A 26,189-nucleotide genomic window follows, 5' to 3' on the forward strand; every position below is an offset into this window, starting at 1 on the left:
TAAGAGTTTGAAACTGACTTAGATAGTCAAAACTCTACATTGTTTAGTTTTCAAAGACCAAATGTCTCTTGTCTTTTTAAGCGACATTTACTATATTAACAAATTAATTTATCACTGTCAAGACTTTTTCTTTCTTTTTCTTGCTTGTCCCAAGAAAGTGATTTCTCTTTTTTCAAGCGACATTTATTATATTAACAATTTCAGCAATCTTTGTCAAGAACTTTTTAAATAAGTTCTTTTAAATAATATTAAGAACAAATTTAATTTCTTTAGTATAATCTGTTTTCTTGCGCAACGTTTAACATAATAACATGGGTTTTATTATTTGTCAACAACTTTCAGTATTTATTTCAAATAGGTGAATACAATATATAGGGCCAACCTTCGTTGACCCCATAGAGCTATTCTTTAATTAGTCCACCACCTACAACTAAATCTCCATCATAAAATACTATAGACTGTCCAGGTGTAATTGCTCGCTGCTTCTCTTTAAATACAACTTTTACCTTATCTTCTATAGGATAAATAGTTGCTTTAGCAGCCGGAGCATTATATCTAATCTTAGCATCAACTTCTTTAGGTTCTGTTAACTTAGCTGTTGCTATCCAATTTAAATCCTTGGCTATTAACTCTTTAGCAAAAACATCTTCATTGTCACCTACAATTACAGCATTATTATCTGCATCTAATTCAACTACATACCACCGCTTGTGAGTCTCTAAACCTAATCCCTTACGTTGACCAATAGTATAAAAAGGCAAACCATCATGTTCACCTAATTTATTTCCTTCAAGGTCTAAAATTGGACCTGGTTCTATAATATCAGGATAGTGTTCTTTTAAAAACCGAGGATAATCATCATCAGGAATAAAACAAATTTCCTGGCTATCTGGCTTATTATAAACTCGTTTTAAACCGTACTCTTTTGCCAACTTCCTTGTTTTAGTCTTTTTATAATTAGCTAAAGGGAATAAAGTATGTTCCAATTGCTCTTGCGTTAAATTATAAAGCATATACGTTTGATCCTTCTTAGGATCAGTAGCTCTTTTTAATAAATTACGTTCTGCTGTTCGTTCTATCTTTGCATAATGACCCGTAGCCATATAATATGCTCCTAGCTCCTTAGCCTTTCTTAAAAAAGCTTCAAACTTAATTTCTTTATTACAAACTACACAAGGGTTAGGAGTTCTAGCCTGTGCGTACTCATTCTTAAAGTTATTTATTACTGTTTCTTCAAATGAATCCTGAAAGTTAACTACATAAAATGGAATATCTAATTTATGAGCTACTCTACGAGCATCATTTACAGCAGATAAAGAACAACAACCCCCTTCATTATCCTCGGGAGCTTCATCAGAGGGCCAAATTTGCATTGTAATTCCAATTACATCATATCCTTGTTCTTTTAACAAAGCTGCTGTTAAAGAACTATCGACTCCTCCACTCATTGCTACTACAACCTTATTTTCATCTAGCATATAATTCACCCTTTATTATTTATTCATGGTGGTGGTCTTCTTCATACTCTCTTTCAATACCTAAGTAATCATCAATAGCCTTTTGTAAAGCATCAGCAGCCAAATTAGAACAGTGCATCTTTTGTGCAGGTAGGCCACCTAAAGCTTCAGCTACCGCTTCATTACTCAATTCTTTTGCTTCATCTATACTTTTTCCTTTAACTAATTCAGTAGCTATACTACTAGTAGCTATTGCAGCTCCACATCCAAAAGTCTTAAACTTTATATCATTAATTTTTCCATCATTAACCTTAATATACATTTTCATGATATCTCCACACTGTGGATTACCAACTTGACCAACACCATCTGCCTCTTCAATTTCTCCTACATTCCGTGGATTACTAAAATGATCCATTACTTCATCAGAATAATCTTTCATCTTTATCACTCCTCTACGATTTTATTTCTTGATTATAAATTGGTGACATAGCCCTTAAGTCTGCTACTACTTTAGGTAACACTTCTAATACTTTCTCTACATCTTCTTTAGTATTGTACTTAGCTAACGATAAGCGTAAAGATCCGTGTGCTACCCCATGAGATAATCCCATTGCTAATAATACATGGGAAGGGTCTAAAGAACCTGACGTACAAGCTGAACCACTAGAAGCTGCAATTCCTTCTAGATCTAATTTCATTAAAATTGATTCACCTTCAATATACTTAATACTAAAGTTAACATTGTTCGGTAATCGCTTAGTCCGATGTCCATTTAATTTAACATAATCAATTCTTTCTTCAATTCCTGCAATCAATTCATCTCTTAATTTAGTCACTTGTTCTTCTTTTTCTTCTAATTCTTCTAAAGCTAATTCAGCTGCTTTACCCATCCCAACAATCGCAGGAACATTTTCTGTTGTAGCTCTACGATTTCTCTCTTGGGCTCCACCATGTAAGAATTTATTAATTTTAGTTCCCTGTCTAATATATAAAGCTCCCACACCTTTAGGACCATAAAATTTATGACCTGATAGAGATAGTAAATCTACATTTAATTGATTAACATCAACTTGAATATTGCCAACTGCTTGCACTGCATCAGTATGGAATGTGATTTCAGCTTCTTTAGCAATTTCTCCAATTTCTGAAATAGGTTGAATAGTCCCCATTTCATTATTAGCTAACATAATAGTAATTAAGATGGTATCTTCTCTAATAGCATCTTTTATATCTGCTGGATCAACCATCCCCTCTTCATCTACTGGCAGATAAGTAACTTCAAACCCTTTTTCTTCTAGGTATTCACAAGTATGTAATACAGCGTGATGTTCAATTGAAGAAGTTATAATATGCTTTCCCTTATCAGATAAAGCATCAGCTACTCCTTTAATTGCAAAATTATCTGCTTCAGTTCCACCACTAGTAAAAATAACTTCTCTATCTTTATCTGCACCAATTAATTCTGCTACTAGATCTCTAGCTTCTGTAATAGCATTCCTCGCTTCCCGACCATATGAATGAAAACTAGAAGGATTACCATAAATTTTTTCAAAATAAGGTTGCATTGCTTCTAGAACTTGAGGATCAGTTTTAGTAGTAGCTGCGTTATCCATATATACTCTTGTCATTTTTATTCCCCCTTCATTAAATTTGTGATTTATTATAAATTGTCAACTATTATATGTGATACATATAACCATGTTGTTCGCCATTTTGTTTAGCATTAATTGCTTCCTGACGTATATCCTCTAAAGTAATTGAATCTAAAACTTCATCTATATTCTCTTTTACTTGCTGCCAAATTAATTTTACCACACATCCATCATTATTCTCACATTCACTCTCTATATCTTCTGTAACACAATCTGACAGTGCAATTGGACCTTCCAAAGCCCGAATAATATCACCAACTGTTATTTCTTCTGCCTTTTTAGCTAGTAGATAACCACCATGAGCTCCTCTAACACTATTTACTAATCCTTCATTTCTTAAAGTAGCTACTAATTGTTCTAAATAATTCTCAGAAATGCCTTGTCTCTCCGCTATACTTCTTAAAGGAATTGGCCCATCTCCTTGATATAAAGCTAAATCAAACATAGCTCGCACGCCATATCGACCTTTAGTCGATAACTTCATTAATTACTCCTCCTTTAATTCCTACCCTTCTTGTTGGAATTTGCAAAATAATTCTACCATATTACTAGGGATTTGTCAATTTAAATATATTATTTCCACCAGTTTAGTCAAGTATTCACTAATAACTATATCTATTTAAATAGATCTCCTACCTGCTCGAATTTAGCTTGTCCTTTAGTAGCTTCAGCAATCCGGTTCTTAAATTTACTAATGGCACTAGGTTTTAATAAAGCCACAATCTCTGCTCCTTGATTAGTATAGTTAGTATCCATTACTTGACCTGCATGACCTTCTAAATCGTTGATAACTTGGCCCATCAGATTATAAGGAACAGAAATATTCAGTTTTATATATCGTATCTTTTCTATTATTTTAGCTTCTTTGATTGCCTGCCGTACACAACCACCATAAGCTCTGATCAATCCTCCTACTCCATGTTTAATACCTCCAAAATATCTGGTGATTACAACAGCTACATTAGTAATCTCAGCTCCTTCTAAAGCCTGTAAAGCAGGTGGCCCTGATGAACCACTTGGCTCTCCATCATCACTTGATCTAGTAACTGCCTCATCTCCTAAACCAATTTTAAACGCAAATACATTATGAGTAGCATCAGCAAACTCTTTAGAAACTTGATTGATAAATTCTTCAGCTTGATTAACAGTCTTAACATTTTTAATTGAAGTTATAAATTTGCATTTTTTTATCTTAGTCTTGACCCTCATATTTTGAGCTATAGTCTGATAACTATCTGACATTCTATCACCTCTAAATAATTATAGCTAATATCAATTAAGTCAATCTAATTCCTCTAAAAACTCTTTGATTTTCTGTTCATAGCCATTAGTAGTTGGTTGATAAAATTTAGCTTCACTTAGTTCATCTGGTAAATACTGCTGCGGGACATAATTATTAGGATAATCATGAGGATACCTATAACTTGCTCCATGGCCTAACTCTTTTGCGCCAGGATAATGATTATCCTTTAAATGTGTTGGTACTCCAGAAGTATTTTCTTCTTCTACAGCTTTTAAAGCACTATCAATCCCTTTTATTACAGCATTGCTTTTAGATACAGTAGCTATATATAAAGCAGCTTGGGCCAAGGGAATACGAGCTTCTGGTAAACCTACATATTCTACTGCTCTAGTGGCTGATACTGCTACCATTAAAGCATGAGGATTAGCATTTCCCACATCCTCTGCAGCATGAACGATCATCCGCCGAGCAATATACATTGGATCCTCTCCTGCTTTAATCATCTTAGCTAACCAATATAAAGCTGCATCTGGGTCAGACCCTCGTAAACTTTTTACAAAAGCCGAGATCACATTATAATGATTATCACCATTTTGATCATACTTAATTGCTTTTTGTTGAATTGATTCTTCAGCTACTTCTAAAGTTATTTCTTTTACACCTCTTTTACTTTCGGGGGTAGTTAAAACTGCTAATTCTAGTGCATTCAAGGCTTGTCTAGCATCTCCATTAGCTACTTGGGCCAAGTGTTTCAAGGCTTTAGTTTCAATCTCCACCTCATATCTACCTAACCCCCTTGCCTCATCCTTTAGAGCACGTTTTAAGATTTCAATAATATCTTGTTTATCTAATAATTGTAGTTGAAAAATTCTAGAACGGGATACCAAAGGAGAGTTAACTTCAAAATAAGGATTCTCCGTTGTAGCACCTATTAATGTCACAGTTCCTTTTTCTACAGCTGGTAATAAAGCATCCTGTTGGGACTTATTAAACCTATGTATCTCATCTATAAATAGTACTGTTTCTGTATTATACATACCCCGTCTTTCTTTAGCTCGACTAATAATTTGGCGTAGATCCTTAACACCAGAAGTAACAGCATTCAAACTCTCAAATTCTGCCTCAGTAGTATTAGCAATCACTTTAGCTAAAGTAGTCTTTCCTGTTCCAGGTGGGCCATAAAAAATAACAGACTGTAATCTATCGGCCTTAATAGCCCTTCGTAATAATCTTCCTTGACCTACTATTTCTTCTTGGCCCACAAACTCATCTAGATTTTGTGGTCTCATTCGAGCTGCCAAAGGCTTTGTAGTATTATCATCTTTATTTGCTTGATCAAATAGATTCATCTTTTTCACCTACTTATAATTTAATTAATATCTAATATCAATAATCAAAACGCCAGGCTAATTACTCCTGACGCTTAACTAACTATAAGAATATCTTCTCTAACATAATTGCTACTCCATCCTGGTCATTATCCTTAGCTACCTTATCTGCTTTATCTTTTATTGCTTTAGGAGCATTAGCCATTGCCACACCACAATCAGCTAATTCGAGCATTGATAAATCATTATAATTATTCCCAAAACTTATTAACTTAGCAGTATCAAGTTGATATTTTGGTAATAATTTTTCTAAAGCAGACCCTTTACTTACACCACAAGCCATAATATCTATATAATTATCCGCTGTTTGAGCAATTGATAAACTACTAGCAAACTCTTCTTTTAAATCAGTCACTACTTTATCCATTTCTACCTGTTTAATATTGAATAAAATATTAATTAAATTTTGCTCTAAAGTTTCCCTTAAATCACCTACTGCTTTAGGTACCACTCCTTCTTCTTTAATATGCACATCAACCTTTTTAGTTATCTTTTCTACACAAATAGACTCAGGAAAATAAAAACTAAGATGTAATCCTTCTTGGTTAGCATAAGCTAGTACTTCTAAAGCTAATTTATCAGAAATAAATTCTTGGGCCAAGATCTTGCCATCAGGTCGTTTAACTAAAGCTCCATTATTTGAGATTAAAGGCATATCTAAATTAAGTTCCTGAGCAAAGTTAAGCATAGATTGATAAGGGCGACCACTAGCTAAAATAATCTTAATCCCTTTTTCTTTTAGTCTTAGTAAAACTTCTTTTGTATATTCTGTTATCTCTCCCTTATCATTTAATAAAGTCCCATCTAAATCTATAGCAACTACTTTATCCATTTTTATCACCTAGTATAAATTTTTCTAACGCATAAGCTACTCCATCTTGTTGATTACTCTTGGTTACAAAATCAGCCTGTTGCTTTACTTGTTCTAAAGAATTACCCATAGCTACTGCTAATCCTGCTACTTCAAACATTGGTAAGTCATTATCACCATTACCAATTGCTATAACTTCTTCTGGTTTAATATTTAATTTATTCATTATATAAGTTAGAGCATTACCCTTGTTGGCCCCTTGGGTCATAACTTCTATCGATTCTACTCCAGCACTAGTAATATATAATTGCTCTTCATACTTATCTTCTAAGTCTTTAAAACCTTGCTCAAGAATTTCATCTTCCTGATGATGTAATAACAATTTAATTGGATCGGATTCTAGCTCCAAATTTTTATCTAATACAATATTATTAACTTCTTTTAACTCTCTGTGCAGTTTGGCCCTAGCAGAATAATTGGTTATAATTTTATCTTCATAATAGACACTAATTTCATAATCATACTCTTGAGCATAGGTTAAAATTTCTTGAGCATATTTTAAATTAAGGTTTAATTTATGATATATTTTATCAGTCAGTGAACATTTAATCAATGATCCATTAGCAGTTATTAACGGTAATACTACTCCTAAATTATCAGCATAAGTAGCTAAAGAAGCATACGGGCGTCCACTAGCCAAAACAATATTAATCTTCTGGTCTAACAAAGAACTGATAACTTCCCTATTCTTTTTAGAAATTTGTTGGTTTTCATCTAATAAAGTATCATCCATATCAACAGCTACTAATTTATACGACATTATATCTCCCCTTTATCATTTAATATAAATTTTTTTAAAGCATAAGCGACTCCATTATCTAGGTTGCTTTTAGTTATAAAGTCAGCCTCTTCTTTTACTTCCTGAGGAGCATTATCCATAGCCACTGCTAATCCTGCTACTTCAAACATAGCTATATCATTATGATTATTCCCAATAGCTATTACTTCTTCGGCAGTCAAATCCAATCGTTCTATTAAATATTCTAAAGCCATTCCTTTAGAAACATCAGCATTTAAAAACTCTAAGAATTCATCATCTGATCTAGTAATATACAATTTATCTGCATACTGCTTAGTCAATTTAGAAAAGGCCTTAGTTATCTCATCAGAATTATTATAATAAAGGATCTTAATTGGAGCCTTAGTAAACTCAAATTCTTCTACTTCCATTACTTTAGGTTCAATTTTTTCTAACTCGCGGTGGCCTTGGGCTAACTCTTCATCAAATGTCACTATTTCATCTTCAAAGTACAAACTAACTGCAAAATTATTTCTTAAACCATAATGATAAATTTTTTGGGCCAACTTTAAAGGCATCTGCCATTTATGGTAGACTTTATTATCAATAGTTGATTTAATCACTGAACCATTAGCTGTAATTAAGGGTAGGTAAACCTCTAACTCTTGGGTATAGGGATGAAGGGCATCGTAAGGCCTTCCACTAGCTAAAACAAAGCCAATTCCTTGCTTAGCTAACTGTTTAATTGTCTTTTTATTTTCAATTGAAACTTGGTGTTGATTATTAAGTAAAGTTCCATCCATATCTATTGCTACTAATTTATAACTCATCTTAATCTCCTCCACATTGATTATATTATCTGATGTATTATTTCTAGTTATATAATAAAATACCTCTCTTAATTCATAATAAATTAAAACCTACTAATTTAAAAAAAGTCCTGTTTTAAAACAGGACCCCCCTACTTAGATTATAAACTGACCATAATTTTTAACTACTGCTTTATTTCTATCAACTCGTGTATCACAAAAGTATAAAGGTTTAGCACTAGTATCTACTTTATATTGAATTATATCTAGTTGCTCATGTTGTTGTAATTGGTCAGATTCCCAACTCCAAGCAATTGTCTGCCAGATATGATTAATCCCCCATCTACCATCCATAAACTTCACTGTATTATAACCACCATAAATACCTATCTTCCAGCTATCTCCATTATGCTGGGAATATTCCGCAAATACATCATAAACTCCATGAAAATAATCAACAACTTTATCTATCCAGCCTAATTTATAAGCAGGTGCATCTACAGCAAAATAAATAGCACTATCATAAGGTTGACCTATCTCCTCTGCTCTAGAAATAGCCTCGATTCCTTGCCTATGTCCATTTTCATAATTAAAATCTGATTTTTCTGTATTACTCTCTTGATAGACAACAACTAAACTTATTCCTCGGTCACAAATTTCTTGCGCCTCTTCTAAAGTCAACAGTTTACTCCAACCTTGCGGACAATAGTACCTAATAATAAATTCAATATCATTTTCTAAAAAACAATCCAATCTGTTTTGGGGGACTTTACTATAATAATCTAACCCTTGAGTTTGTGGCATCAATATCAACTCCTAACTTAAATCCTTTCATTAATATTTATTAAAAAAAGTTGATATTAGTACCTAAATTTCGATTTCTTTTAAAACTTCAGTAGCTAACTCTGGCGGTGTAGGATTAATAAAAGAACCAGTTCCTAATTCAAAACCAGCTGTCTTAGATAGTCTTGGTAAAATTTCAAGATGCCAGTGATAAATTACTTCTTTATCTCTAACAGTTGGAGCAGTATGTAAAATTATATTAAATGGTGGATGATTAAATCCTACCTCTAATTTTCGTACTATCATCTTTAAAATCTTAGCCAAACTTTTAATTTGTTCTTCATTAATTTGGCTAAAATCCTTTTGATGTTCTTTAGGTAAAATCCAACTTTCAAAAGGAAAACGAGAAGCATAAGGACTAAAAGCTACAAAATCATCCTGATTACTAATAATTCTTTCCTCTTGCTTTATCTCATAATCTATCATCTGACAGTAAACACAACTTCCCTTAGTATTATAAAACTCTTTCGTTCCTCTTAATTCCTCTTTGATAGCAGAAGGTACTACTGGAGTAGCCATTACTTGCCAATGAGGATGCTCTAATGAAGCTCCAGCATCACTACCACAATTCTTAAACATCTGTATATATTTTAAGCGCTCATCTGTAGCTATTTTCTGGTATCTACTTCGCAAGACCTTAATAATATCTTCAATATGATCTAAAGAATGAGTTCCTAATGTACTATGATGTTCATTGGATTCAATTACTACCTCTGCTACACCAAAACCACTCTTTTTATTATAAAGTCCTCTTTTATCTTCTGTTAGTTCTATATCATTATCTAAAGCAGCAAATTTATTCGGAACGACCCTCACTCTCCACCCTGGTTTATTAGCCTTTCTATTAGGGTCATTACTTACAGCTATAATTTCTGGTGGAGTATCATCTTCACTACCGTAACAAAACGGACAATAACCATTATCTTCTGTTACTTGTTTATTATCTTTAAAATCATGAGGTCGCTTACCCCTTTTAGCAGCAATTACTACATTATTATTAGTAATTATATCTTGTCTAATTTCTGACATATTAATCCCCCTATTAACCTAGGTATAACTCTTTTAACTTAGCTAGAGAAATATCATCATCTTCATTACCGGTTAGGAAATACTTTGGTATCTCAATCTTATCTTGTGATAGATAATCTGTTGGATTATCTAAAATTTTAGTTATTCTATTTAAATAACCCTCAGCTGTACTAGCCCAAGTATATTGTGCTTTAACTCGCTTCATTCCTGCTTTACGATACTTCTTCCAATTTTTATTATTCCCCACTACCTTTAATAAACCTTGGGCAATATCACTTGGATCAGCTGGGTCAACTAAAATACCATACTGGTTATCTTGCATTATTTCACTTGGCCCACCATTTTGTGTCGCTACAGTAGGAAGACCTGAAGCCATTGCTTCTACTGGTGCTAAACCAAATGGTTCATAATGAGCAGTTAAAACAAATACTGATTTATAATCGACCAGTCTTCTATAACAAGCTGCTAATTCCTTTTGGCTAGCTAAAGAGAACATACTGACTTTACCTGCTAAGTCAGTATTACTAATGATCTCCATAATTTGATCTAAAATCTCTTCTTCATCTCCACCTGCTTGGGAATAATCTTCAAATGGATTATCAATTCCTCTTAGAGTAATAACAAGATTTCCTTTTTTCTGTAACTTTTCATTTTGAGCAAAAGCCTTAACTAAACCAACATGATTTTTCTTATGATCTAATCGACTAGCTGCTAAAATAGCTGGTAACTCTCTACGATCAGCATCTAAATCTCGTTTAAAGACTCGTTTAATCTTCTTTTTAATCTTTTCTTCAGCTTTATTTGGAGTATCAGGATTAAAAATATTAGTATTAGCTCCTGGTGGCACAACTGCAAACTTATTATCATCTTTAACATCTACTACACCTTGATAAGCTTGATGTGAATACTGTTCCATCCTTTCTTGGGTCGTACTAACAAAGTTAGTAGCAGAATTATGCATACTAATTCTTTCGGCCACAATCCTTCTGTGAAAATCAAACCTATTATTTAATTCTTTAATAGTATCTTTATTAATATCAAACTTATCCATCTTTTGGGCCCCTAATGAGTGTCCTGTGAAGGTAAATGGGATGCCAGTCTTTTCTTGTAAAATTGCTCCTGCTAAACCACCATCTCCATAATGAGTAGTTGTAATAGCGGGCATTTGGCCCTCAGTTTGATAAAATTCAATAACCTGATCTACATATTCATTTAAATGAGGCCATAATTGCTCCTTATTTAAAAATTCATTTCCTCCAAATGGTAGCCTGATAATCCGTACTTTATCACTTCCAATATATGAATCAAATTTTCTAGCAAATTCGGGCCAATCTTTATCCTTAATTTGACGAGTAATAATATCTACTTGAACACCAAACTCTTCTGCCATTGCTAAACAAACCTCTTTAACATAGACAAGTTGGCCCCCAAAATCAGGGTGTTCAGTCCAATAACTATCATGAGGATCAAAGTTTCCTTGGGGATTTAAAAAAGTGATTAATTCTGGCTTTGACATATTTATTCCTCCCTTATAAATTAAACTCCTGCACTACTTTATCTTTAGTAGGTAAATCAGTTATAGCTCCTACTTCTTGTAAAGCTAAAGCTGCTGTAGCATTACCTACTTTAATTGCTCTTTCTAATTTATCACCTGTTACTAAAGAACTATAAAGCCCTGACCAAAATGCATCTCCGGCTCCAGTAGTATCAACTACCTTTGTAGCAAACGTATCTAACCTTTTAATCTCCTCTCCTGTAGAAACTAAAACACCATCTGCCCCTAAAGTTAAAATAACTAATTCAGCCCCGGCTTGATGAAACTTTTGTATGTACTCTTTGGGGGTTGCTAAGCCAAATATAGCTTTGGCATCATCTAAAGAAGGTTTAGTAATATTTACTTTAGATAATAGTTTTTTTATAAACTCTTGGCCCTTTTTATTGCCTTCCCACAGTTGGGGTCTATAATTAGGGTCTAAAGAGACTATTTTCCTTTCTTTTTGGGCAATTTCAACTATCTCTAATAAAGTCTGGCGAGTAACTGGAGCAGCTAACGCAAAAGTGGATAAATGAATAATTTTAGCCTCTGAAATTAATCCTTCTTTAATATCTTCCTTAGTAATATATTTCTCTGCATCACGATATGCTATAAATTCTGGGGTAGCCTTACTTTGCGTAACTAATACAGCTGAGGTATTATAATGACTATCTCTAACAATCCCTCTAGTATCGACCCCGCTAGTTTCTAACTTTTTTATTAAATAATCCCCTAATCCATCAGCTCCTACTTTACTTAACAAACCTGACTTGGCCCCTAATTTTTTAAGATTCATAGCTATATTAGCTGGAGAACCACCAAAATGGCGATTAAAGCTTCTTGCTTCTTTAAGTGAAGGAACCAACTTATCAGAGATGATATCTACTAATACTTCTCCTACCGTTAAAACATCTAACTTGGTAGCAGTAAAATCAATCTTCTCGTTAAATTGAAACACAATGTCCAACTCCCTCCATTTTAATCAATACCTGTATTAGCAACTCCTTGTATAAACTGTCGTTGGCCAAGTAAAAATAAAATTAAAACTGGTATAGTTACAAAAGCTGCTGCTGCCATTAATAATGCATAATTAGTAGAAAATTGACTTTGAAAAGTAGTTAATCCTAATTGAACTGTTCTCATAGCCTGAGAACGAGTTAAAATTAATGGTTTAAATAAGATATTCCATTCAGCAGTAAAGGTAAAGATAAATAAAGAAACTGCTGCTGGTTTAGATAAGGGTAACATTATTTTCCATAAAATTTGCCATCTGCTAGCACCATCAATTAAAGCAGCTTCTTCTAAAGCATAAGGGATTTGAGCAAAAAACTGTTTAAATAAGAAAATTCCAAATGCATTAGCCAGTGAAGGAATAATTAAAGCTTTATAACTATCTAACCATCCCAATTTAGAAATTATTACATAAACAGGAATTGATCTCATTTGGAAAGGTACAACTAAAGTTGCTAATAAAATACCAAATAACAGCTTTTTTCCTTTAAATTCAAATCTAGCAAATGCATACCCAGCCATAGCAGACGTTACAATTTGACCTAAAGTAACGGTAATAGCCATTATCATACTATTAGTAAATTGGCGACCAAAATTAGTTTTATTCCAGGCCTTAATAAAGTTCCCCCAATTAGCTTGTTTAGGTAATAAACTGATTGTTTGACTAGATAAAATTTCACTTCTAGTTTTTAAAGCAGTACTAATCATCCAAAAGAAGGGGAATAAGACTATAATCGTGCTAACTATTAATAAAATATAAACAATTGTTTTCTTGAATTTTTCATAAGAATTTAAACTTGATGCACTCATTTTCAACCCTCCTTATTCTTCATCTCCTAATAAGTTTATCTGAATTCTACTTACAATCATACTTATAACTAATAAAACTACTGCTACTGCTGAAGCTTCCCCCATATTAAATTTATCAAAAGCTAGTTCATACATATGATAGACCAACACCGTAGTAGAGCCCATTGGTCCACCTTTAGTCATAGCATGGAATTGTGCAAATCCTCTAAAACTAAAGAATAACATCATAATTGTAACAAATAACGTAGTTGGTTTTAATAATGGCCAAGTAATATGTCTAAATGCTTTCCAACCAGATCCTGCTCCATCTAAACTTGCAGCTTCATAATAAGTTTTTGGAATACCTTGTAAGCCTGCTAGATAAACAACCATAAAATATCCTGCAAATCTCCAGACAGTCAGTAAAATAACTGCAGGCATAGCCCAAGTAGTACTTTGTAACCAATTAATTGGTTCAACTCCTATCATTCCTAACAAGTAGTTGACTAATCCTTTATTATCATCTAACATCCATACCCAAACTAATCCTGCTGCCACAAACGAAATTACTTGCGGACTAAAAAAAGCTGTTCTAAAAAAACCTAGTCCTTTTATCTTTTGATTTAATAAAATTGCTAAAAATAATGAACAAGCCACTGTTAACGGAACTGCCATAGCTACAAAATAACCAGTATTTGCAAAAGCATTCCAAAATGATGGTGATTGAAACATTTCTATATAATTTTTTAAACCTACAAATTCCATTGGACTAATTATATTCCACTTAGTAAAACTAAGCATAACATTAAATAAGATAGGGATTAGAATAAATATACTAATCAATAACATAGCTGGAGTTATAAATAGATAACTAATAATATCTTCTTTATCTAAATTGAATATATTCTTTACCTTACTAACAAAACCTGTTTTAGTACTAGGTTTAGGCATCTTATCCTCCTCCATTCCTACTTGTTTTTAAGATAAGTTTGGTGGGAGATACCCCACCAAACTTTAATCAAACTATAATAATTTATTCATTTAATGCTTCTTGTCCTTTTTTAGCTGCATTCTCTAGTGCTTCTTCAGGAGTTAATCTCTGATATAAAGCTTTTTCAATTGCTTTACCTAATGCACTAGAAATACCTGGGTAAGCTGGTCCAGTTGGTCGTGCAAATCCATATTTCATCTGCTTCGTAAATGTTCGTACTGCTGGATTTTCATCTAAGAAGTTCTGGTATTCATCGCTATTCATAGCCGATTTACTTACTGGAAGATAACCAGTTTTCTTGGCCCATTCTACCTGGAAGTCAGCACTCATAACATACTTAGCAAATTTCCAAGCCGCTTTTTCTTTTCTTTCAGTAGTCTTAAAAATATATAAGTTTTCTCCTCCAAGACTAGTACCTCTTTCTTCTTGCTTTGGTAACATGAAGGTACCATAATTTAAATCAGTCTTATTAAGCTGTGGAATTGTCCACGGACCAATAATTTGCATAGCAATTCTTCCTGATTCTAAAGCCCCTGTCTTATAACCAGCACCCGTCTGAGAAAATTCAGCTACTTTATACTTGTGTACTAAATCAACCCAATATTGTAGAGCTTCAGCACCATCTTTACTATCAAAAGCAATTTTAGTACCATTATCCTTTAAGAATTCTCCACCAGCCTGCTTTAAAAATGCTTCCCAATTCCAAACTGTCCATTCTCCTGTTCCCATTGGAACTTGAAAACCATATTCAGCATCACTATTTTCCTGTACTTTTTTTGCTACCTCAATAAACTCTGTCCAAGTATCTGGAAGTTCTTTAATTCCAGCTTGCTTAAAATAATCTTTATTATAAAAGATACCTAAATTATTTGCCTCAAATGGAGCTGTATAAATTTTACCTTGATAAGAAGATACCTTCCATAAAGAATCATAGATATCATCTTTATTAAAACTAGGATCATTCTTGATAAATTCTGATACAGGAGCTAAAACACCAGCTTCTGCTAATTGACCAGTCATATGAGGCCCCATCCACATCATCTCGGGAGGATTACCACCTGCCACTGAAGTCATAACCTTACTTTCCGCATCATCTGCTGCACCATAACTTTGTAAATCTACTTGAATGTCAGGATGTGATTGATTAAATTCTTTTACTTTTTTCTTTAATGCTTTATTGTTAGCTCCTGATTCCATACCATGCCAAAATGTTAATTCCACTACCTTATTTTTCTTTTCTTCATCATCTCCAAAAATCCACCAGGCTCCAGCATTTACTGAAAGCGCTAGTACCAATACCAAAGATAATACTGCCACAATACTCTCTTTTTTAAACATACTATCCCCCCTAAAATTTATATAAATAAAGTATTATAAAAGTTATAAACTTATACTTTATTATCTTTATGTATGAAATGCTTTACATAACAAATAAAAAACTATCCTAACTAGACTCTCTAACTATTAGTTCATAATCTAATAATACTTTTTTCTCCTCTAGAGGTTCATTCCCAATTAATTTATTTAACATTGACATTCCTACTGCCCCTAAATGATAAATTGGTTGACTGATAGTAGTCAGTTTAGGCGTTACATACTGTGATAACCTAATATTGTCAAAACCTACAACAACAATATCTTCTGGAATTTGTAAACCTGTTTCTTTTATTGCCTGCATAGCTCCAATTGCCATTTCATCATTAGCAGCAAATACTGCTCTAGGTAATCTACTAGTTATTAAGATTTCTTTCGTAGCTTGATAACCACTATCTAATGTATAATCTCCTTCTACTATCCAGTTAGATTTATATTCTAAACCATTATCTTGCATTGACTGCTTAAAAGCATTTAATCTTTTTAAACCTGCAGTTTCATCTGTAAAAGAACCACTAATAAATGCAATTTCTTTATAATCTGAATCTATTAAATATTGTGTCATATCATATGCTGCTTGATAATTATTAATATTAACTGTTGGTAAATCAATTTCCTCTTCTTCTCTTGAAATTAAGACTATAGGAAAATTACAATTATGTAATAAATCACTCTTTTGCTGATTAAAGGTACCACCTAAATAAATCATTCCATCGGCTCTTCTATCTTTTAGCACTTGTAATGATCTTTTTTCTTTTTCAAAATCAAAATTTGTATTAAACAAAACCACATTATAATCATATAATTCAGCCAAATTCTCAATTCCCTTTACTATATTACCAAAAAAGGGATTAGAAATATCTGGGATGAATAACCCAACCAATTTAGTTTTATCTCTTCTTAAATATCGGGCATTCATATTAGGGCTATAATTGAGTTTTTTAATAGCTTGCTTAACTTTCTGCTTAGTTTCTGGAATAACTACATCATTATTATTTATGACTCGTGATACAGTAGCTTTAGAAACACCTGCTAGTTGGGCTACATCCTTAATAGTAGTTTTCTTTTTATTAGCTGTTTCATTCTGTTTATAATAATTTAATTTATCAATTACTGCCAATACTTTTTCTTTAGTTTTAGGATTTACTTTGTTACTATCGTTTAATACTCTAGAAACTGTAGCTGTAGATACATCTGCTTCCTCTGCAATATCTTTAATAGTAGCCATTTATAGACCCTCTCTTATCTTTGTTTGTATGAAATCCATTACATTACTTATTATAATTTATCTTTAGTACTTTGTCAAGGGGGTTAACTATTAAATAGAATCGATATAAAGTGTCGGTAAGCAGTATAAAAGATCTAAAAACTCATAATACCGACACTTAATATCAATTAAATATTTACTCTATGAAATTTTAACCTCTAGTTGAGATAACTCAATTGTCTTTTCTTCTTGTGGTAATAAAATATAACTATTATTATACACATTAAATTCAATCTCATCTTCTAGGTTAGAACTAGCCTTAAGTGTTAAAGAATCTCTTGTTAAATTAATAATCAATTCTACACCTTTCCAGATAATTGAAAATTCTAATTGATTCCAATTTTCTGGTAGAGTTGGATTAAATCTTAATTTACCTTCCTCTCTTCTCATACCAGCAAACCCATTAACTACAGACTGCCATAAACCACCTAAGGAAGCAGCATGTAATCCAGCCTCACTCCCACCTAAAGTTAAGTCGATTTTTGCACCTTGCTTAAAATAATCATAAGCTTTATCTAAATCTCCCATTTCTACTGCCACAATAGAGTGAATAGCAGGACTTAAAGAGGAATCATGCATTGTTTTAGGTTCATATAATTCCCAAGCTGTCTTTTTCTCTTCAACACTAAATTTATCACTTAATAAGTACTGCAGCATAACTACATCTGCTTGTTTTAAAGCCTGACTTTCTTCACTTATCTTCTTCCATGGTACAAGAGCTGGTAAATGTATTCCTTTTTCTTTAGCCTCTTTAATCTTATCATCAATATTATCTTGCTCTAAAAATCCTTCATATTGAATGTATAGTTTCTTATTTTCATCATAATTAATAAATATTTTGTTAGTAATTTCTTGCCACTTAGTTAATTCCTCTTCATCTAAATTAAGTTTTTCAACTAACTTTTCCCATACTTGTGGATTATTATCTGCTAAATAGCCAACTATTTCTAGAGCCTTTTCTAAGTTAAACTGTACCATCATATTAGTATAAACATTATTATCTACATGTTCACTATATTCATCCGGGCCAATAACTCCTGTGATTTCATATCTATCTTCTCCCTGATTGTACTCAACTCGACTAGCCCAAAAACGAGCTGTTTCTAATAATATTTCAGCCCCATAATCTTGTAAGAACTCTTCATCACCAGTAGCTTGATAGTAATGATAGATAGCATAAGCAACATCAGCTGTAATATGCTCTTCTATATCTCCACACCAGATCCGGATTGGTTTTCCAGTTTCAATATCTAAGCCACCCCACTTTGGAGTTGTCTCTTCTCCAGTTCGAGCACTCTCCCAAGCGAACTGTGCACCTTGATACCCATTATCTTTAGCTTTCTGGCGGGCTCCATCCAAAGTATTATATCGATACTTAAGTAAAGTTTTAGCTGCAGCTGGATAATTATAAATAAAAAATGGTAGATTAAATATCTCATTATCCCAGAAAACATGTCCTCTATAGCCTTCGCCTGATAAAGCTTTAGCTGCTATACTGATTCGATCATCACTCTTGTGGGCCATCTGTAACTGATGGAAGATACCAAATCTAATTGCTAACTGATCAAAAGTTGGCCCATCTAACTTAATATCTGATCTGTCCCATTCCTTGGCCCAGGCACTAATGTGATTATTGGCCAAATAATCATAACCTACTTTTATTGCTTCTTGAACAGACTTAACTGCCTCTTCTTTAGGATTAGCTACATCGCGACTGGTATAAATACTGACTAATTTTTCGCAAGTATATTGCTCTTCCTCTACAGCATTAAATTGACCTTGATAAAAAACTTTTCTTCGCCCTATATTACAATTATTATCTATTTTTAACCCTCGACCTTCAGATTTAATATTGTGCATAGCTGCTAGAGCAATATCAATTTCTGATTCTTGAGTTCTTTGCACAAGATAAATTCCTTGTTGCTCTATAGCACACTTTTCTCGGTCTATAAAGTGTTGTGTCCCACTATTTGTTATTTGACCATCTAAATTTGATTTGTATTTAATCTCTCCAGAATAATTTTTAGGGGTAATAGCAACTTTCAATCCTAGTTTATGCTGATCAGCAATTGATACAAACCTTTCAAATCTAAGTTCAGTTACATTACCAGCAGGACTTTGCCAAGTCACTTCCCTTGTTAAGATACCCTGCTTTAAATTTAAACTACGATTATAATCTAAAATTTGCCCTTGTTTTAAATCAAAGTTTTCTCCAGCTAAATTTAAATCTATAGCTAACCAATTAGCTACATTAGGTAATTCTGTTACTTCTTCAGGCGCTTTATCAAAAGTACCTGCAATAAAAGTACCAGGCTTACTTTCACTATATGATTCTTCTAAACTACCCCTTGTTCCTAAATATCCATTTCCTAAGGTGAAAATTGTTTCATAATGTTGTAAATATTCGGTATTAAATGTATCTTCTATTATTCTCCAGTTATCACATTTAACTTTTGACATGTCTATTCCTCCTAAACCTAAAACTATTTTCTTATCAAGATAGTTTTATTTTTATCTGAATCTATAATAAATCGTGTCTGGTCTTTATCAATAGTAAATTCTATTCCTTCCCCATTGACTAAAACTTGCTCTCCTATAATAGGAATTTGAAAACTTAATTCCCAATCTGTTTGATCCATATTTAAATCGATCTTAATTTCATTATCATACTTTTGATAACTATAATCTAGCATAGCATCTCCTATTTTTAAGTTATCAATAGATAGGTCATCCCATTCTGTTGGCAATTGGGGATTAAAGTTGATTCTTTTAATTCCTGCTTCTGGTCTAACTCCCAGCATACCAACAATTAAGGGCCAAGAAAATCCATATCCTGTCCAAGCTTGGATACAACAACCATAATCAGGAGACATTTCACTAAGTGAACCTGGCATCTGAAATTTCTCAGTAGCAGCCATTCGTTTAATATAATCTAAGGATTGATCTGCTCGATTATAATTTGCCTCTGCTACTGCCATTACTCCCGTAGAAATAGTCATTATTCTATTATCATACTTTGAGAGATGTAATCCCCACTTACCAGTATAATTTTTTTCTAACTCTTTTAATACTTTAATAGCTTTATCCTCAGAAGCCAAATTCATCTCTAAAGGTGTAGCTATCACCCACTGACCAAATAGCCAAGGTCTTAGTTTATTATCAATCATACTCATAGCTTGCTCTTCTATAGCTTGGTAAGCTTCTAAACCTGCTTGATTGTCATCATTTTCCATTTGCCACTTGATATCATCAATATGATCTAGAACTTCTTGGGCTGTAGCTAACACATCTCCATACATCTCTTCTTCCTCTAGCCAGAAGTTATTATCAAATTCATCCTTTAATTTTGTTGCGTGAAGGTTGGCCCACTTGGCTACTTTTTCATCTTCTATTATTAGTGCCATCTCGCCTAAAGCTTCTAATGCTTTATAAGTATAAACAGCACTATCAACCATCCGTAAATTTAAGCCTTTAATCTCCATAATGCCATACCCTTGTGGTAATAATGTTTCATCTGAAACTAATTCTTGTAACAAATAATCCTTAATTGCTTTTTTACAAAAAGGATACAGTTCTTTTAAAAAGTCTTTATCATGTGTCCAACGATAAATTTCATAAATCACCGTCACTAAATGGGGTGTTTCTTGGGTATTACCAGAGTTACCTACCACACCGTTAGTAGAAGCCTCATGAATTACCCTTCCGTTTCCATTTTCTTTTTCTGATAAATTAACTAAATTTCGCAAACTATCTTTAGCCAGTTCAAAACGTCCTAAAGGTAATAATCCTAAAATAGCATAATTAGTATCAGTTCCAAACCACCAAGGATATGTTGGTAAACCTCCACCTAATCCTTTGCCTACCCCTGGTACTTCTCTAATCAACATATCATAATTGAATTTAACCCAATTAAATGTTTCTTCTAAATCTTTATCTGGCATTTTTACTTTAGCTTGATCTAATAATTTTTGGTATCTTACTTCTTTAGTTTTGATTAATTGTTGATAGTTAATTTTTAAATCTTGATAATAACCTAGTGCTTCTTCTCTAGAATCAGCTGAACCAGCAATAAAAAAACTAACTTCTTTAATTTGTTTAGCATCAACTTCTAAATCATAGGTTAATTGTCCTGAAATCCCTTGACCAGTTGTCCTAGCTGGCCCCCATAAATCTCTACCTATCTCTACTTTTGTACAATCTAATTCAGATCCAAAAGTTACAAACCAGGGGTGTTGACTATCCTTAGCTAAGAACACCTCATCTTTTGGGAGGTATTCTCCCTGGTCTAAACTATCTTCTATCCCCAACTTTTTAGATAACCAGGTTGGAGATAATTCTGAACGACCTAAAAAATCAAGTTTTAAACTTTTTTGTTGATCAGATTTATTGTTAAACTGATAAGTCACTACTAAACCAGGAGTATCATCTGGAACAAACACTTCTTGATTGATTATTAACTCTATATTATCAAGTTCATACTTATGGATGACACTAGTTGGCTTAGTTACAAATCTTTTGGCATCTTTTAACCATTCCTGTTCAGTAGCTTTTTTATCTCTAACTTGTAACCAAAAACCATCTAGTATCTTAATGGGATGAATCCACAAGCCCCCCATTTCATCCGGTACATGATCTCCTAAATCTGGAAAAGATCCGTCTTGAGCCCCTACTAAATAAGCCCTGTTTCCAGCACAAACATATATTTCAGATAGTTTATTACTTTTAGTAGCTGCAAAATTATTCATAATAGTCCTCCCGAAAGCGCTTTTGGGATTAAATTGAAAATTATCCTTTAATACCAGAGAAGCTGACACCCTTAATGAAGTAATTTTGGAATATAATAAATACAATAATAACTGGAATAGCCATTAAAACAGAACCAGTTAATACTAAATTCCATAGTGTCCGATACTGCCCTTTAAAAGCATTCATTCCTACAGTTAAAGTAAACATATCTTCAGTACTAGTTAATAAAAATGGCCACATAAAATTATTCCATTGGCCCATAAAGGTAAAAATAGTTAACGCACCTAAAGCTGGTTTTGCTAAAGGCATAACTATTCTCCACCAGATTCCAAAACGTCCTAACCCATCGATTCTAGCTGCATCTTCTAAACTCATTGGAATAGATTGAAAAAATTGTCTCATTAAGAAGATACCAAAGGCCCCTGTAATTCCTGGAAAAATTAATGCTTTATAAGTATTAACCCATTCTAACATACTCATTAAACTAAAGACTGGCACAATAGTTACAGGACCTGGAATCATCATTGTCCCTAATAACCCCATAAAAATAATATCTCGTCCTGGAAAATCAATCCTAGCAAATGCATAACCAGCCAATGAACTTAAAAATAAATTAGATACAACAATTGTTAACGTCACAAACGCTGAATTAAACAACCATCTTCCGTATGGTACTGTAGTGAAAACTTTAACATAATTTTGTAGTGTCGGGTCTTTAGGAATCAAGTGAAATGGCCAATCAAATACTGCATCAGCATGTTTAAAAGAAGAAGACAAAGTCCACAAAAATGGCCCTAAATAAAGTAATGCAAAGAAAATCAATAACCCATAAACAAATAATTTTGTTTTTAATGATGTATCTTTATTAGTCATAATATCCATTCTTATCCACTCCTTAATAAGAAGTATCATCAAAGTATTTTTTTTGAATTAACGTTAATGTAAAAATAATTACAAATAAAAGGAAAGATGCTGCAGATGCATATCCCATTTTAAAATATTTAAATGCATTTCTATAAATATAAAATACCATTGTTGTTGTTGCATGAACTGGTCCACCATTACCCGTCATAACAACTACTTGATCAAAAATTTGTAAACATCCAATCACTGACATAACTGCTATAAAGAAAGAAGTTGGTTTTAACATTGGTATAGTAATATGCCATAACTTTTGCCAGTTACTTGCTCCATCAACTTCTGCAGACTCATATAATTGCTCTGGAATTTCTTGTAACCCTGCTAAATATACAATCATAAAATAACCCGCTGTAGACCAAATATTCATAGCCATAATAGAGGGTAAAGCTAAACTTTTATTTCCCATAAAATCATAAGTTCCTAAACCAAGAGTAGCTAAAATTTGATTAAAGAGGCCTATCTTAGAATATAATGCCAAGAATATAACAGATAATACAACAGAAGCAGTAACAGCAGGCATAAAGAAAGACGCTCTAAAAAAAGTTCTAAACTTCACTGACTGATTAACTAATAACGCCAAAACTAAAGCTAATACCATTTGAATAGGAACAACAAAAGCAGTATAAAAAAGTGTGTTTTTAATAGCAATTGCTAAAATTTTATCGTCTAATAAATTCGCATAATTCTTCAAACCAACAAACTCAGGTTTCGTTAATAGATCCCATTTTTGAAAGCTGAGAAAGAAAGCATAAAAAGTTGGTATTAATTTAAAAACACCAATCACTAATATTGGAGCTAATATAAATAAATACCCGGCTAACCAATCTTCAAATTTTTTTCTTGATATTTCCTTACCAGTTACTTTCCTAAAAAGATCAAAAGTAAGCTGAGTAACTTTTGTCCGTACCACATTATCCCTCCTTAAATATTAAGTTCTAATAAGGGAGACACCCTCCCTTATTAGAACCTGTTTAGATATTATTTTAAAACTTCATTAATTTTATCAGATACTTCTTTTAATCCTTCTTCAGGAGTTACTTCACCTAAAAAGACTGCTTGTAAAGTTGTATTTACTGAATCAACTATCGGCTTAAACTTAACATTAAACTGCCAAGCTTCAGCATACTCACCAAAATCCATTAAAGTCTTTCGTTTAGGATGACTATTAAAGTAATCCATATCAGCTAATTCTTTTCTAGATGGCAACTCCATACCTAATTTAACCCATTTTCTCTGTCCAGTTTCACTAGTTAGATATTTAACTAATTTCCAAGCTGCTTTAGGATGATCAGATCTTCTAGCAATAGAGTATGCTACAGTAAATGCCATTGTAGATTTTTTCTTCTTCTTAGGCAATGGTGCTACACCATACTCTACCTCTGGATATTGATCCTTCATAAATGGAATAGTCCAGTTTCCTGTAACAACCATTCCTACTCTATCCTTACCTAATGCATCACCTAACCACTGAGCACCAACATCACCAGGTTGAGCAGCATATCCCTTTTGGTATAACATATTATAAAATTCTAATGCTTTAATAGCCTCTGGACTATCAAGAGCAGATTTAGTCATACTATCATTTAATAATTGCTCGCCATTTTGATGTAGGAAAACAATAAATCTAGCTAAACTAGTATTTAAACTCATTCCCCACTGATCTACTTTTCCATCTCCATCAGTATCTTTAGTCAATTTCTTAGCTACTTGATATAATTCAGCCCATGTATCAGGCACATCTGTAATTCCTGCTTCTTTAAACATTCGCTTATTATAAAACAAACCTAAAGTAGAATAGCCCTTAGGAATTCCATATTGTTTACCCTGATATTCGAAACCATTAATTAAGCCAGGTAAAAATTCACTATCTTCTACTCCACTTTGCTTCATAAACTTATCCATTGGGTATAATACATTTTTAGAAGCTAAAGCGGGCAACCAAACAGAATCAACATAAAATACATCAGGAGCAGTTCCGGATGCAAGTTGTGTCTGTAGTTTATCCATATATGACCCTTGAATTGGTTCATATTTAACATTAATATTTGGATTTTCTTTTTCAAATCCTTTAATAACCTTTTCAAACAACTTACTTTCTGTTGGAGAAGAAGACCAACCAGACAATCTAATTTCTACCTGTTCCTTTTCATCATCATTACCAAAAATCCACCATGCCCCTGCAGTTAATGAAAGAGAAAACAATAAAGTTAATGCTAATACTAATGTAAGACTCTTCTTTTTAAACATTATCTCGCCTCCTAGATTATTTTTCCCGCTAATTATCTTATGTACTTACTAGGCGATTTCAATTATCCATATTTCTACTTATATATGCTATAATCCTAATTATAAACTTATATCTTTTAGGATTCTTATTTGTCTTCCAAAAGCGGTTTTGAAATAAAACCTAGACCAAAACCGCTTTTGAGTAACAAAGATTTATCATAAATCAATCATTAGTTAGATTGAACAGAACCTCTAATAACCAATTCGTAATCTAATAAAACAGGCTCAACAGAGTTAGAACCTTCTTCAATCATCTCTAATAATCCTATAACTGCGCGTTGGCCCATCTCAAACCTCTTTTGTTTTACCGTGCTTAATTGAGGATTTGTATGAGTACATAATTCAATATCATCAAACCCAATGATAGATACTTCCTCAGGAATTTTAATATTCACTTCCTTCAAAGCATCCATAACCCCTAAAGCCATTAAATCACTAGCAGCAAAGACAGCTGTGAAATCTTTATTTAAACTTAAAAATTTTTTCATTCTTTGATAAGCTATATCTCTTTCATATTTACCATTTAAAACCAATTGATCATTATATTTGATTTTACAATCTTGATGAGCCAATTTATAACCTTGCAGTCTTTCTTTACTTACAGGAGCATGCTCATGACCATTCATGAAAACAACTTTTTGATGCCCCAAGTTCATTAAATACTTGACAGCTTGATAAGCTCCTTCTACATTATGAGATGATACATAAGTTGTTTTTTTTCCTGAGACTGGAATATCTATTAAAATAATTGGGATATCACTATTCTTTATTTCTTCTAAATGAGGATCATTACTTTTAATCCCTAAAATTATAGCTCCATCTACACTTCTCTCCTGACATCGTTGAATATAAGAATCAGATCTTACTTCGGTCTCAGAAAACAGCAAAATATCATATTCACTTTTACGGCTAGCATTCATTACACCTGCAACTAACTTCATAGCGAACGGATGCCCTTCACCAATTTTACCTAATAGGAATAACCCGATCGTATTGGTCTTCTTTCTGGCTAACCCTCTAGCTATTGCATTAGGTTTATAGTTTAATCTTTCTGCTACTTTTACTATCTTCCTTCTAGTTTTTTCATTTACATCATCATAATCATTTAAAGCTCTAGAAACTGTGCTTTCTGAAACTCCTACTTCATTTGCTAAATCTTTGATAGTAGCTGACATAATTAATCCACTCCATCTAAAGCGCTTTTGGTATTAAATTAAATATTTTATCTTCTTACTT

Annotated in this window: 23 protein-coding genes; all 23 read right to left on the reverse strand. The window is 32.8% G+C overall.

Annotated features, from left to right (window positions below; all coding sequences use genetic code 11):
* Positions 1-401 precede the first annotated feature (401 nt).
* On the reverse strand, positions 402-1,478 hold the full coding sequence (gene mnmA / locus HALHA_RS08900) for a tRNA 2-thiouridine(34) synthase MnmA (RefSeq protein ID WP_015327444.1): 1,077 nt from the start codon (positions 1,476-1,478) through the stop codon (positions 402-404).
* A gap of 19 nt (positions 1,479-1,497) precedes the next feature.
* Positions 1,498-1,899: a Fe-S cluster assembly scaffold protein NifU gene (gene nifU, locus HALHA_RS08905; RefSeq protein WP_015327445.1), complete on the reverse strand. Its 402-nt coding sequence runs from the start codon at positions 1,897-1,899 to the stop codon at positions 1,498-1,500.
* A 13-nt stretch (positions 1,900-1,912) separates the two neighbouring features.
* The gene (gene nifS / locus HALHA_RS08910) at positions 1,913-3,088 is read right to left on the reverse strand and encodes a cysteine desulfurase NifS (RefSeq protein ID WP_015327446.1); all 1,176 of its coding nucleotides are present in this window, start codon (positions 3,086-3,088) and stop codon (positions 1,913-1,915) included.
* A gap of 49 nt (positions 3,089-3,137) precedes the next feature.
* Entirely contained in the window at positions 3,138-3,596 is a 459-nt protein-coding gene (locus HALHA_RS08915) for an RrF2 family transcriptional regulator (protein ID WP_015327447.1), read from the reverse strand.
* A 131-nt stretch (positions 3,597-3,727) separates the two neighbouring features.
* Positions 3,728-4,354 (reverse strand): YigZ family protein, encoded by a 627-nt coding sequence (locus HALHA_RS08920; RefSeq protein WP_015327448.1) that lies wholly within the window; start codon positions 4,352-4,354, stop codon positions 3,728-3,730.
* Between the two features lie 39 nt (positions 4,355-4,393).
* The gene (locus HALHA_RS08925; RefSeq protein WP_015327449.1) at positions 4,394-5,704 is read right to left on the reverse strand and encodes an AAA family ATPase; all 1,311 of its coding nucleotides are present in this window, start codon (positions 5,702-5,704) and stop codon (positions 4,394-4,396) included.
* Between the two features lie 82 nt (positions 5,705-5,786).
* Entirely contained in the window at positions 5,787-6,575 is a 789-nt protein-coding gene (locus HALHA_RS08930; protein ID WP_015327450.1) for a Cof-type HAD-IIB family hydrolase, read from the reverse strand.
* On the reverse strand, positions 6,568-7,374 hold the full coding sequence (locus tag HALHA_RS08935; protein ID WP_015327451.1) for a Cof-type HAD-IIB family hydrolase: 807 nt from the start codon (positions 7,372-7,374) through the stop codon (positions 6,568-6,570). The genes HALHA_RS08930 and HALHA_RS08935 overlap by 8 nt, the downstream gene beginning before the upstream one ends.
* The gene (locus HALHA_RS08940) at positions 7,374-8,183 is read right to left on the reverse strand and encodes a Cof-type HAD-IIB family hydrolase (protein ID WP_015327452.1); all 810 of its coding nucleotides are present in this window, start codon (positions 8,181-8,183) and stop codon (positions 7,374-7,376) included. Before HALHA_RS08940 ends, HALHA_RS08935 begins: the two co-directional genes overlap by 1 nt.
* Positions 8,184-8,318: 135 nt before the next feature.
* On the reverse strand, positions 8,319-8,966 hold the full coding sequence (locus HALHA_RS08945) for a DUF1906 domain-containing protein (protein WP_015327453.1): 648 nt from the start codon (positions 8,964-8,966) through the stop codon (positions 8,319-8,321).
* 63 nt (positions 8,967-9,029) lie between these two features.
* Positions 9,030-10,034: a galactose-1-phosphate uridylyltransferase gene (gene galT, locus HALHA_RS08950; RefSeq protein WP_015327454.1), complete on the reverse strand. Its 1,005-nt coding sequence runs from the start codon at positions 10,032-10,034 to the stop codon at positions 9,030-9,032.
* 13 nt (positions 10,035-10,047) lie between these two features.
* Positions 10,048-11,550, reverse strand: coding sequence for a glycosyltransferase (locus HALHA_RS08955; protein WP_015327455.1), 1,503 nt, complete (start codon positions 11,548-11,550; stop codon positions 10,048-10,050).
* 13 nt (positions 11,551-11,563) lie between these two features.
* Complete coding sequence (locus tag HALHA_RS08960) at positions 11,564-12,526, reverse strand: carbohydrate kinase family protein (RefSeq protein WP_015327456.1); 963 nt, start codon at positions 12,524-12,526, stop codon at positions 11,564-11,566.
* A gap of 20 nt (positions 12,527-12,546) precedes the next feature.
* Positions 12,547-13,389: a carbohydrate ABC transporter permease gene (locus HALHA_RS08965; protein WP_015327457.1), complete on the reverse strand. Its 843-nt coding sequence runs from the start codon at positions 13,387-13,389 to the stop codon at positions 12,547-12,549.
* Between the two features lie 12 nt (positions 13,390-13,401).
* A complete protein-coding gene (locus HALHA_RS08970) occupies positions 13,402-14,319 on the reverse strand; it encodes a carbohydrate ABC transporter permease (RefSeq protein ID WP_015327458.1) in 918 nt (305 codons plus the stop codon).
* A gap of 82 nt (positions 14,320-14,401) precedes the next feature.
* Entirely contained in the window at positions 14,402-15,697 is a 1,296-nt protein-coding gene (locus HALHA_RS08975; protein ID WP_015327459.1) for an ABC transporter substrate-binding protein, read from the reverse strand.
* Between the two features lie 106 nt (positions 15,698-15,803).
* Positions 15,804-16,961, reverse strand: a complete 1,158-nt coding sequence (locus HALHA_RS08980; RefSeq protein WP_015327460.1) for a LacI family DNA-binding transcriptional regulator — start codon at positions 16,959-16,961, stop codon at positions 15,804-15,806.
* Between the two features lie 180 nt (positions 16,962-17,141).
* On the reverse strand, positions 17,142-19,460 hold the full coding sequence (locus tag HALHA_RS08985; protein WP_015327461.1) for a glycoside hydrolase family 65 protein: 2,319 nt from the start codon (positions 19,458-19,460) through the stop codon (positions 17,142-17,144).
* A 23-nt stretch (positions 19,461-19,483) separates the two neighbouring features.
* Positions 19,484-21,745, reverse strand: a complete 2,262-nt coding sequence (locus tag HALHA_RS08990) for a glucosidase family protein (RefSeq protein WP_015327462.1) — start codon at positions 21,743-21,745, stop codon at positions 19,484-19,486.
* Between the two features lie 40 nt (positions 21,746-21,785).
* Positions 21,786-22,628 carry a carbohydrate ABC transporter permease gene (locus HALHA_RS08995; RefSeq protein WP_015327463.1) on the reverse strand — a complete coding sequence of 281 codons (843 nt, stop codon included), beginning with the start codon at positions 22,626-22,628 and terminating at the stop codon, positions 21,786-21,788.
* Between the two features lie 13 nt (positions 22,629-22,641).
* Positions 22,642-23,577, reverse strand: coding sequence for a carbohydrate ABC transporter permease (locus tag HALHA_RS09000; protein ID WP_015327464.1), 936 nt, complete (start codon positions 23,575-23,577; stop codon positions 22,642-22,644).
* Between the two features lie 68 nt (positions 23,578-23,645).
* Positions 23,646-24,914, reverse strand: coding sequence for an ABC transporter substrate-binding protein (locus tag HALHA_RS09005; protein WP_015327465.1), 1,269 nt, complete (start codon positions 24,912-24,914; stop codon positions 23,646-23,648).
* Between the two features lie 209 nt (positions 24,915-25,123).
* Complete coding sequence (locus tag HALHA_RS09010; protein WP_015327466.1) at positions 25,124-26,128, reverse strand: LacI family DNA-binding transcriptional regulator; 1,005 nt, start codon at positions 26,126-26,128, stop codon at positions 25,124-25,126.
* Between the last annotated feature and the right edge of the window lie 61 nt (positions 26,129-26,189).

The organism is Halobacteroides halobius DSM 5150, from assembly GCF_000328625.1.
GTDB lineage: Bacteria > Bacillota > Halanaerobiia > Halobacteroidales > Halobacteroidaceae > Halobacteroides > Halobacteroides halobius.